The organism is Streptomyces sp. NPDC059534, from assembly GCF_042743475.1.
In the GTDB taxonomy this organism is placed as follows: Bacteria; Actinomycetota; Actinomycetes; order Streptomycetales; family Streptomycetaceae; genus Streptomyces.
Map to the genome: position 1 here is coordinate 183,075 of NZ_JBHWAQ010000014.1, position 9,997 is coordinate 193,071.

The 9,997-nt window shown below is 74.1% G+C and carries 9 protein-coding genes; 5 read left to right on the forward strand and 4 right to left on the reverse strand.

The window, feature by feature from the left end; genetic code table 11:
- Window positions 1-100 precede the first annotated feature (100 nt).
- Window positions 101-1,135, forward strand: coding sequence for an LLM class flavin-dependent oxidoreductase (locus ACFVZH_RS18895; RefSeq protein WP_384898497.1), 1,035 nt, complete (start codon window positions 101-103; stop codon window positions 1,133-1,135).
- A 91-nt stretch (window positions 1,136-1,226) separates the two neighbouring features.
- Here the strand turns inward: ACFVZH_RS18895 and ACFVZH_RS18900 are convergent, their stop codons facing one another.
- Window positions 1,227-1,619: an SCO5389 family protein gene (locus ACFVZH_RS18900; protein WP_017236120.1), complete on the reverse strand. Its 393-nt coding sequence runs from the start codon at window positions 1,617-1,619 to the stop codon at window positions 1,227-1,229.
- Window positions 1,620-1,891: 272 nt separating this feature from the next.
- On the opposite strand from ACFVZH_RS18900, the gene nucS reads away from it, so the two are divergent.
- Window positions 1,892-2,563 (forward strand): endonuclease NucS, encoded by a 672-nt coding sequence (gene nucS, locus ACFVZH_RS18905; RefSeq protein WP_384898498.1) that lies wholly within the window; start codon window positions 1,892-1,894, stop codon window positions 2,561-2,563.
- Between the two features lie 115 nt (window positions 2,564-2,678).
- On the opposite strand, the gene ACFVZH_RS18910 is transcribed toward nucS, so the two are convergent.
- The 3 genes from ACFVZH_RS18910 to ACFVZH_RS18920 all read right to left on the reverse strand — a co-directional run bounded on the left by ACFVZH_RS18910 (window position 2,679) and on the right by ACFVZH_RS18920 (window position 6,809).
- The gene (locus tag ACFVZH_RS18910) at window positions 2,679-5,312 is read right to left on the reverse strand and encodes an ATP-binding protein (protein ID WP_384898499.1); all 2,634 of its coding nucleotides are present in this window, start codon (window positions 5,310-5,312) and stop codon (window positions 2,679-2,681) included.
- A 198-nt stretch (window positions 5,313-5,510) separates the two neighbouring features.
- Entirely contained in the window at window positions 5,511-5,834 is a 324-nt protein-coding gene (locus ACFVZH_RS18915) for an STAS domain-containing protein (protein WP_030210572.1), read from the reverse strand.
- A gap of 126 nt (window positions 5,835-5,960) precedes the next feature.
- Entirely contained in the window at window positions 5,961-6,809 is an 849-nt protein-coding gene (locus tag ACFVZH_RS18920; protein WP_384898500.1) for a 3-hydroxyacyl-CoA dehydrogenase family protein, read from the reverse strand.
- Window positions 6,810-7,031: 222 nt separating this feature from the next.
- Here ACFVZH_RS18920 and ACFVZH_RS18925 point away from each other — a divergent pair, with 222 nt between their 5' ends.
- Genes ACFVZH_RS18925 through ACFVZH_RS18935 form a run of 3 tightly spaced genes read left to right on the forward strand, consistent with a single transcriptional unit; the run spans window position 7,032 to window position 9,951 of the window.
- Entirely contained in the window at window positions 7,032-7,985 is a 954-nt protein-coding gene (locus ACFVZH_RS18925; RefSeq protein WP_384898501.1) for a DMT family transporter, read from the forward strand.
- Window positions 7,982-8,746: a hypothetical protein gene (locus ACFVZH_RS18930; protein ID WP_384898502.1), complete on the forward strand. Its 765-nt coding sequence runs from the start codon at window positions 7,982-7,984 to the stop codon at window positions 8,744-8,746. Before ACFVZH_RS18925 ends, ACFVZH_RS18930 begins: the two co-directional genes overlap by 4 nt.
- Before the next feature lie 56 nt (window positions 8,747-8,802).
- Complete coding sequence (locus ACFVZH_RS18935) at window positions 8,803-9,951, forward strand: cysteine desulfurase family protein (protein WP_384898503.1); 1,149 nt, start codon at window positions 8,803-8,805, stop codon at window positions 9,949-9,951.
- Window positions 9,952-9,997: the final 46 nt, after the last annotated feature.

Genomic DNA, 9,997 nt, shown 5'->3' on the forward strand with positions numbered 1-9,997 from the left:
AATCGCAAGAACTTCATGAACGGCCGTTGCCTTTGGCACGTGTCAGACGTTGGTGCCTGTGCGGGGGGAGATACGCGTCGGCCGCAAGGAGGCAGAAGCGATGCGCGTGGGTACGTTCGTTCTGGCCGCCCAGTTCCCGGGCCAGGGGCAGGGGGAGGCGCTGCACCGTGCGGTGCGCACCGCCGAGGTCGCCGAGGAGGCGGGGCTCGACTCCGTCTGGCTGGCCGAGCACCATTTCGTGCCGTACGGGGTGTGCCCCTCGGCCGTGACACTGGCCGCGCTGCTCCTCGGCCGCACCCGGCGGCTACGGGTGGGGACGGCGGTGAGCGTGCTGCCGAGCGTCCATCCGGTCGCCCTGGGCGAGCAGGCGGCGCTGCTGCACCTGACCTCGGGCGGCAGGTTCACCCTGGGGGTGGGCCGGGGCGGTCCCTGGGTCGACCTGGAGGTGTTCGGCTCGGGTCTCGACGCGTACGAGAAGGGCTTCCCCGAATCGCTCGACCTGCTGCTGCGCTGGCTCTCCGAGCCCGGCGTGGGCGCCCAGGGGGAACGGTTCGCTTTCCGTGAGGTGCCGGTGGTCCCGCGGCCGGACGAGCTGATCGACGGCCCGGCCCGCCCGGAGGTGGTGGTGGCCTGCACCTCGCCGAAGAGCGTGCGGCTCGCCGCCGAGCGCGGCCTGCCGATGCTCCTCGGGATGCACTGCGGCGACGACGACAAGGCCGAGATGGTCGCGGCCTGGGCCCGCTGCGCGCGGGAGGCCGGGCGGGACCCGGACGAGATCGCGCGCGTCGGGGCGGGCCATGTCTCGGCGGGGGTGGCCCAGCTCGCGGACCGCGGGCCGGACGCGGCCGAGGCGCTGGTGAAGGCGATGCCGGGCTGGCTGAGGCAGGGGCTCGACGCCCATGTCACGGTGGACGGCCGGCACCGCGCGATGCGGGACCCGGTGGCGTACACGGAGCTGCTCTGCGGGATGCACCCGGTGGGCACGCCGCGGCTCGCGGCGGACCGGCTGGCGGCGACATCGGAGCGTACGGGCATCACGCGCTTCGCCCTGCTCGCGGAGGGCTCGGGCGACCTCGCGGCGACCGAGGAGAACGTGCGCAGGCTCGGCGCGGAGGTCCTGCCCCTCCTGGTGTGAGCGGGCTGCCGCTCCGGCATCTCCGCGCGGCGATGCGCGTCGGCGCGCATCGGTCGCGATCGTCCTCGACGCGGAGCGGCAGCACCATGGCTCAGCAGTCGCGGAGCTCCGGCGACTGGTTGAGAAGCTGCCCCCGTACGGATGTGAAGCGGGCGAGCCGCTCGTCCACCGCCGGGTCCAGCGGGAAGACCGCCACCCGGTGGCAGTTCTGGAAGGCGAGACGCACCCCGAAGTGCCGCTGGAGCGCGCCGCGGATGGCGTCGCTTGCGAGCGCGCGCAGCAGCTGACCACGTGCCTGCTCATTCGGCGGCGGCGTCTGGTTGTCGGCGAACTCTCCGCCGTCGACCTTCAGCTGGGCCACCAGAGAACTGATCATCTCCCATGCGTAGGGCAGGGAGGTCCGGACGCAGTCGACGAAGTCGGCTTCGTCGACCTCGCCTCGCTCGGCCTGTTCCAACAGTGCCGGTGAGACGTCGAGCGACATGGGTTCTCCTCTCGCGACCCCGCGGACGGGGTCTTGCGGGCAGGGACGAAGGCCGGGCCGTCCGACACGCAGCGTGCACGGACGACGACCTCCAGCTTCCACGGTAAGCGCGCAGTCCTGACCGCACCAGGAGATGGGGAACACAACCGGCTGATAACCGACGGGTGTTCGGCTCATGAAGGTGCCCGGACGCGTCCCGGACGGCGATCGGGCCCGGCCCGGACGATGCCCGAATCGCGCAGAAGAGCACCCGTCTTGTAGCGTTGCCGACCATGCGTCTCGTCATTGCCCGTTGCTCCGTGGACTACGCGGGCCGGCTCACGGCCCACCTGCCCTCCGCGCCCCGTCTGATCCTGGTGAAGGCAGACGGCAGCGTCTCCATCCACGCGGACGACCGGGCGTACAAACCGCTCAACTGGATGTCCCCGCCGTGCACCCTGAAGGAGGGTGCCGACGGCGATGCCGGCGTCTGGACCGTGATCAACAAAGCGGGCGAGAAACTGATCATCACGATGGAGGAGATCCTCCACGATTCCTCACACGAACTGGGTGTCGACCCTGGCCTGATCAAGGACGGTGTGGAGGCGCACCTCCAGGAGCTCCTCGCCGACCGGATCGAGACCCTCGGCGAGGGGTACACCCTGATCCGCCGCGAGTACCCGACGGCGATCGGCCCGGTGGACATCCTGTGCCGGGACGCGGACGGCGCGACGGTCGCGGTGGAGATCAAGCGGCGCGGCGAGATCGACGGCGTCGAGCAGCTGACCCGCTACCTGGAGCTGCTCAACCGCGATCCGCACCTGACGCCGGTGAGGGGCGTCTTCGCGGCGCAGGAGATCAAGCCGCAGGCGCGGGTGCTCGCGACGGACCGCGGGATCGGCTGCGTGGTGCTCGACTACAACGCGATGCGCGGCATCGAGGACGACAAGCTGCGGCTGTTCTAGCGGCGGCGGGAGTACGGGGACGGCCCCGGGTGCGGTTTCACGCACCCGGGGCCGTTCGTCGTCTCCGTACGCCGCCACGGGGTCGGACAGGCGTCTCCGTACGCCGCCACGGGCGTCAGGCGGGCGTCTGCGAGCCGGCCGGGGTGTCGGAGGCGGAGGGTGCGCCGCCGAGGGTCGCGGAGGCGGAGATGCTCGGCGAGTTCCCCTCCGTGGTCGGGGCGGTGGTCGTCGGCGGCGGCGTGGTGGGCGGCTCGGTCGTCGGCGGCGGGGTGGTCGGCGGCGGCGTGGTGGGCGGCCTGGTCGTGGTGGGCGTGACCTGCGGCCGTGTGGTCGTCGGGCGCGGTCCGGAGGTCGTCGTGGCTCCGCCGGTGGTCCTGGTGGGAGCGCCGGTGGGCGTGGTGGTGGCCGTCGGGCTGTCCGAGGGGGACGCGGAGCCGGAGGTGCCGGGGCTCGTCGAGCCCGACGGGGAGGCGCTGCCGGAGCCGGAGGGGGTCGGGGAGCCGGAGGAGGTGGGCTCGCCCGTCTCCCCCGTCTCGCCCTCGGTCGGGGGCTCGTCGCCGTCGGTGTCGTCGCCGCCGTCCTCGTCCGCGGTGCTGTCGGAGGTGACGTGGTTGGTGCCCGGGTCCTCGCCGTTGCCGGAGGTGGCGCCGAGGGTCACGACGGTGCCGAGGACCGCGACGAGGAGGGCGCCCGCGCCGACCGCGACGAGGTTGCGGCGGGCGCCGCCGAGGATGCCGCCCTTGAGGCCGGGGCGGACGCCGCCCTGGACGGTGTCGGGGCGGGTGATGAGCGTCGGGCCCTCGTCGGCGAAGTCGGGGAACGCGGGGATCGCGGCCGGTGTCGTTCCCCGTGCGGAGCCGCCCGGCAGCGGGGCGGTGACGGCCGCGGCGCCGGGAAGGGCGGCACGGGCGCCGCCGCGCAGGGCGGGGGTTCCGCGCGGCGGGGAGACGGGCTCCTCGGCCGCGGGGGCGGCGTGGTCCCCGGAGAGGTCGGCGACGAGCGCGAGGGCCCGGCGACCGGCGACGGTGCCGCGCTTGTCGGCGAGCACGCCGCGCATGCCGATGGAGGCTTCCAGCTCGGCCCGGGCGCGCTCCAGGTTGCCGGCGCAGATCGCGAGGACGCCGAGTTCGTGGTGGAAGTACGCCTCCTCCGCGACGTCTCCGGTCAGCCGGGCGGACTCCTGCCCGGCGCGCAGGGCCCGCTCCCAGGCACCCCAGTGGAGCCCGGCGGCGAACGCGGGGGCTGCGGCGCGGGCGAGGAGGACGGCGGTGGCCCGGTGTTCGGTGTCGTCGGAGGGGCCGGAGCCGCCGGTGCTGCCGGAGCCACCGGTGCTGCCGGAGAGGAGGGCGGTCAGGGCGGCGAGCAGCGCGTCGGACTCGGCGGCGGCCCGCTCGGGGGTGACGGAGGGGTGGGCGGCCCACCAGGCGTAGTGCTGGGCCGCGGTGTGGGCGCGCTCGGCGGCCCCGTGCTCGTAGCCGTGGGCGAGGAGCTGGGTGAGGACGCCGGTGGCGAGCCGGTAGCGGGGACCGACCGGGGAGAGCAGGCCGCAGGCCACGAGTTCGCCGAGCGCGGCGTCGGCGTGGGTGTCGTCGATGAGGGCCGGCAGGTGGGCCTGGTGCGGGAGCTCGCCGCCGAGGGCGACGGCGAAGCGCAGGGTGCTCTGGGCGGAGCGGCTGAGCCGGGAGGCGAGGAGGGCGGCGGGGGCGGCGCCCTCGCCGAGGCTGGGCAGGGGTATCTCGCGCAGTTCGACGTCGGGGTCGTCGATGCCGTCGAAGGCCGCGGCGGCGACGGCGGCGGCCGCGTCGGGGTCGGTCGGCCCGAAGGCTTCCTCAAGGGCGCCGAAGGCGTCGAACTCGGCCGGAGTGACGCGCAGCCGGTCGCGCTGCCGGAGCAGCGCGCCGGCCTGGACGAAGCGCAGCGGCAGGCCCTCGGACTCGAACCACAGGTCGCCGGCCCAGTTGGCCTCGTCGTCGGTGAGGGTGCGGCCGGCGGCGCTCTCCAGGAGCTTCAGGGCGGCGCCGCGGCCGAGGCCGTCGAGGTGGAGCTCCTCGACGTGGGCGTCGGCCGAGGGCGCGGGGATGCCGGGGCCGGCGGCGAGGAGGAAGGCGCACTCGGGGGCGGCGTCGAGGAGCTCGTCGAGGGTGGCGCCGCCGAACTCCAGGTCGTCGACGACGACGACGGCGCCGACGTCGCCGAGCCGGTCGAGGAGGGTGTCCCGGTCGGGACGCTGCTCCGGGGCGTACCGGACGGCGTTGAACAGCTCGTGGAGCAGTTCGGTGGGGGTGCGGTGGTGGCCGGAGAGGCGGACGACGCCGTCGGGGGCGAGGTCGGCGCAGTCGGCGGCGACCGCGTCGAGGAGGGCGGTGCGGCCGGAGCCGGCGGGGCCGGTCAGCCGGGCGGAGCGGCCGCGGGTGAGGATCCCGGTGAGCCGTTCGCGCTGCTCCTGGCGTTCGAGGAGCGGCAGGACGGGCGCGGCGGGGCCGGCCGGTACGGGCGGGGCGGCGGCACGGGCGGCCTCGGCCCGTTCCTCGGCGGTGCGGGGGCGGGGGGCCTCGGGTTCCCGTCCCGGGGGGCAGGATTCGATCTCGCTGCCGTCGACGGGGTTGACGGTGAGGAGCAGTCCGCCGGAGACGATCTGCACGACGCGGGCACGCGCGGGCGCCGGCGCGGGCACGCCTCGTCCCTGGCGGGTCTCGTCACCGTCGGTGTCGTGCCCGTACTCCTCCGACCCACGATTGTTCGGGTCCATGGCGCAAGCCCCCAAGAAGCGGTGTCCGGTGCCCGCCGGATGGGTCCGTCAATGTGCAGGCGACCGAACCCTAGACCGTGGTCAGGCGCTCGGGAACAGGCGGGGTGCCCGCGAGACCAAGACGTCACGGTCTTGTGAGGATTGAGCGTGACGCCTGGTTCACACAGCTGCTTCACAGACGGTTCGGGCCCCGGAGGCTCACACCCGGGGCAGGGACTCCAGGGCGAGACCGCCCTCGATGGCGAGGATGCGGTGCAGTCGGGTGGCGACGAGGAGCCGCTGCATCTGGGGCGGCACCCCGCGCAGGACGAGGCGCCGGCCGCAGCGGCCGGCCCGCCGGTGGGCGCCCATGATGACGCCGAGCCCGGTCGCGTCCCAGGAGTCGAGGCCGGTCAGGTCGAGCACCAGGTCGCCGACTCCGTCGTCGACGGCCGAGTGCAGGACCGTACGGGCGTCCGCCGCGCTGCGGACGTCGAGGCGGCCCCCGACGACCAGCTCGACATGATCGCCCCTGATGTGCATATGCGCTCCCCGAGAGTGCTCCGTCTTCGCAACAACTGACTGCCGCGTCGGCAGAAGCGTTGCGCCTTGTCAGCGAACCGGTACCGGAATTCACCCCCCGGGGTGAGGCGGGGTGGCGGTTCCGGCTCAGTACTTGTAGAAGCCCTGCCCGCTCTTGCGGCCGATGTCACCCGCGTCCACCATCCGGCGCATCAGCTCCGGCGGCGCGAACTTCTCGTCCTGGGACTCCGTGTAGATGTTGTTGGCGGCGTTCACCAGGATGTCGATGCCGGTGAGGTCGGCGGTGGTGAGCGGGCCCATGGCGTGGCCGAAGCCGAGCTTGCAGGCGATGTCGATGTCCTCGGCGGAGGCGACGCCCGACTCCTGGAGCTTGGCGGCCTCGACGACGAGGGCGGCGATGAGCCGGGTGGTGACGAAGCCGGCGACGTCGCGGTTGACGACGATGCAGGTCTTGCCGACGGACTCGGCGAACTCCCGCGCGGTGGCGAGGGTGGCGTCGCTGGTCTTGTAGCCGCGGACGAGCTCGCAGAGCTGCATCATCGGGACCGGCGAGAAGAAGTGGGTGCCGACGACGGCCTCGGGGCGCCCGGTGACCGCGGCGATCTTGGTGATCGGGATCGCGGAGGTGTTGGAGGCGAGGACGGCGCCGTCCTTGGCGACCTTGTCGAGCGAGCGGAAGATCTCGTGCTTGACGTCGAGGTTCTCGAAGACGGCCTCGACGACGATGTCGGCGTCGGCGACGGCTTCGAGCTCGGTGGTGGCGGTGATGCGGCCGAGGGCGGCCTCGGCGTCGGCGGCGTCGAGCTTGCCCTTGGCGACGAACCGGTCGTACGACGCCTTGATGCCGTCGGTGCCGCGGGTCAGGGCGGCGTCGGTGACGTCACGCAGAACGACGTCCCAGCCCGCCTGTGCGGAGACCTGTGCGATGCCGGATCCCATGAGTCCGGCCCCGATGACGGCAAGCTTCCTGGCCACGATCTTCCACCCCTTAACACCTGTTCACTTCTGGCTCTCCGGCGGAGATTAGCGGTCGCGGGGCGCCATGTGACCGCTAAGTAACGCGCGTCACGCCCTCTTTGACGGACGTCACACTCACGACACCCCTTCCGCACGCCCATTCGGTCGCGACATACCCCTGGGGGGTATAGAGTCCTCGGCATCCGTCCGGCGGTCGAGGCCAGGAGAGGAGGTGCCGCCATGCGTCCGTACGCCCCGGGAGCCGCGCCGGCCCCGCTGCTGCTCCTCACCGGCATGGTCAGCCTGCAGTTCGGGTCCGCCTTCGCGAAGCGGCTCTTCGAGGAGACCGGACCGACCGGCGCGACCCTGCTGCGCCTGCTCATCGCCGCCGGTCTGCTCTGCCTGCTGTCCCGGCCCGCGCCGCGGCTCCTGCGCGCCCACTGGCGGCTGCTCCTCCCCTACGGGGCCGTCTTCACCGTGATGCAGTTCGCCTTCTACGAGGCGACCTCCCGGCTCCCCCTCGGCGTCGTGGTGACGCTGGAGTTCAGCGGACCGCTGCTGCTCGCCGCGCTCACCTCGCGCCGGGCCCTGGACCGGCTCCGGGTGGCGGTCGCGGCCGCCGGCCTGCTCGTGCTCGGCGGCACGCGCGGCATGGACGACCCGGTCGGCCTCGCCGCGAGCCTGCTGACCGGCGCGGCCCTGACCGGCTACATCCTGCTCGGCGCCCGGGTGGGCCGCGCGGTCCCCGGCGGCTCCGGCCTGGCCCTCGGCCTCGCCGTGGCCGCCGTCCTCGCGCTGCCCACCGCCCCCGCGCTCGGGCTGCCCTCCCCCGCCGTCCTGCTCGATCCGGGGGTGCTCGGGGCCGCGCTCGCCGTGGCGGTCCTGACGACGGTCGTGCCCTTCTCGCTGGAGTTCGCCGCGCTGCGGCGGATGCCGCCCCGGGTCTTCGCCGTGCTGTCCACCGTGGAGCCGGTCATCGCGGCCCTGGTGGGCCTCGCCCTCCTGGACGAGCACCTCTCCCCCGCCCAGTGGGCCGCCGTCCTCTGCGTGGTGACCGCCGCCGTCGGCACCGCGCTGGCCCCGTCGGCCGCACCCGGCGAACCGCCCCGGCCCCCACCCGGCGCCGGGCCGCCCGGCGAACCCTCCGCACCGTCCGATCGATCCCCTTCCCGGAAGAACGGAGTGCACCGTTGAACACGCTTGCCACCCCCCGGACCCGCACCGTCCCGCCCCGCGTGGCGCCCCTCCTGGAGACCGTCGACCGCTCGGTCCGCTCGGCGGTCCTGGTCGCCGGCGGCTACTTCGACACGGCCGCCGGCATCGGGGAGTTCTCGCTGAACTCCTTCGCCCTGGCCCAGGAGACCGGAGCCGCCGCCCGCCGTCTGCACCGGGGCAACAAGGTGGTGTACGACGTCATCGTCAACGACCTCGGCATGTCCTGTTCCGACGACGTCTGCACACTCCCGGCCGCCGGCCCCGCGGCGACCGACCTCACCCCGCTGGCCGCGGCGGCGGCCGCGGCCGGGACCACCTTCACCGTCACCCGCGAGCGCACCCTGCGCAATCGCGCCGCGCGCGCCATGAAGCGCCGGCTGCGCGAGCCGGCGGAGCACCCGCTGTTCTCCCTGGACGGGGACGAGATCCTGTTCCGCTCCCGCCAGTACGCGAAGGTGCTCGCCGGGGCCGTCAAGGACGACCACGTCGTGCCGCGCTGTCCGCTCATCGTCGCGGAGTACTTCGCCCGCTACTTCGCCCGGCTGCGGGCCGCCTTCCCCGACTGCGCCCGCCGCCACGTCGTCGACATCAGCTCGCTCGCCGACCGGGACAAGGTGACCAAGGGCGCCGAGATCTACCTCCGCACCCAGGCCGACCCCGGCGAGGAGATCGTCCTCGTCTTCGCGGACGCGGCCTGCGCCGACCCGATCGCCCTGCCCTGCACGGCGGACGACTTCTGACGGACCGCCACCCGCCCGGAGCCAGGAAGAGGACGAAGAGGACAGGGAGTACAGGCATGGCCACGATCTATCTCGACCACCAGGCGACCACCCCGGCGGACCCGGCGGTCGTCGAGGCGATGAACTTCGCCGCCACCCACTGCTACGCCAACCCGTCCAGCCCGCACGCGGCCGGCATCCGCGCCTTCCGCGAGGTCGAGCGGGCCCGCGGGGCCGTCGCCCGGCTCGTCGGGGCGGCCCGCAGCGAGATCTACTTCACCTCGGGCGCGACGGAGGGCAACAACCTCGCGATCAAGGGAGTCGTGACGCCCGGCGAGCGGCGGCACGTGGTGACCACGGCGGTGGAGCACAAGTCCGTCCTGGACACCTGCCGTTCCCTGCGGGCCGCGGGGCACGAGGTGACCGTGCTGCCGGTGGACGGGGCGGGCCGGGTCACCGCGCACCAGGTGGCGGCGGCGCTCCGGCCGGACACCGCGCTGGTCTCGGTGATGCTGGCGAACAACGAGATCTCCACGATCCAGCCGGTGGCGGAGATCGGCGCGGTCACGCGGGCCGCCGGGGTGCCGCTGCACTGCGACGCCACGCAGGGCGTGGGCTCGCTGCCCGTCGACGTCCGGGCGCTCGGGGTCGACCTGCTCACCTTCTCCGGGCACAAGATCTACGGCCCGAAGGGCGTCGGCGTCCTGTACGTCTCCAACGGCCTGTCCGACCGGGCGCCGCTGGCGCCGCTCCTGCACGGCGGCGGCCAGGAGCGCGGACTGCGCGCGGGCACGGTCAACACGGCCGCCGTGATCGGCCTGGGCGCGGCCGTCGGCGTGCTCGCGGCGGGCCGGGAGGAGGAGGCGGTCCGACTCGCCGGGCTGCGGGCGCTGTTCCTGTCCGCGCTCGCGGAGCTCGTCCCGTACGCGCTGAACAGCGGTACCGGCCCGGGCTTCCTGCCGCACGCGGTCAACCTCTCGTTCGAGGGCGTGGACGCGCAGCGGCTGCTCCTGGAGGTCACGGACATCGCCGTGTCGACCGGTTCGGCCTGCAACAGTTCGGCGCAGGAGCCCTCGCACGTCCTGGCGGCGACGGGTCTGTCACCGGACCGGATCCGGGGCAGTATCCGGGTGGGCTTCGGCCGCTTCACCACCGAGGACGACGCCGTACGCGCGGCCCGCGCGCTGGCGGCCGGTGCGGCGCGGCCGACAGGCCGGGCCGCCTGACGCCCGGCGGCGAGGGGGGCCCCCCCCGGTGCCGGGGGGGCCCCCC

Excerpts from the sequence above, each read along its gene's own strand:
- ACFVZH_RS18895 (WP_384898497.1), top strand. The coding sequence starts at position 101 with ATGCGCGTGGGTACGTTCGTTCTGGCCGCCCAGTTCCCGGGCCAGGGG.
- ACFVZH_RS18900 (WP_017236120.1), bottom strand. The coding sequence starts at position 1,619 with ATGTCGCTCGACGTCTCACCGGCACTGTTGGAACAGGCCGAGCGAGGC.
- nucS (WP_384898498.1), top strand. The coding sequence starts at position 1,892 with ATGCGTCTCGTCATTGCCCGTTGCTCCGTGGACTACGCGGGCCGGCTC.
- ACFVZH_RS18910 (WP_384898499.1), bottom strand. The coding sequence starts at position 5,312 with ATGGACCCGAACAATCGTGGGTCGGAGGAGTACGGGCACGACACCGAC.
- ACFVZH_RS18915 (WP_030210572.1), bottom strand. The coding sequence starts at position 5,834 with ATGCACATCAGGGGCGATCATGTCGAGCTGGTCGTCGGGGGCCGCCTC.
- ACFVZH_RS18925 (WP_384898501.1), top strand. The coding sequence starts at position 7,032 with ATGCGTCCGTACGCCCCGGGAGCCGCGCCGGCCCCGCTGCTGCTCCTC.
- ACFVZH_RS18935 (WP_384898503.1), top strand. The coding sequence starts at position 8,803 with ATGGCCACGATCTATCTCGACCACCAGGCGACCACCCCGGCGGACCCG.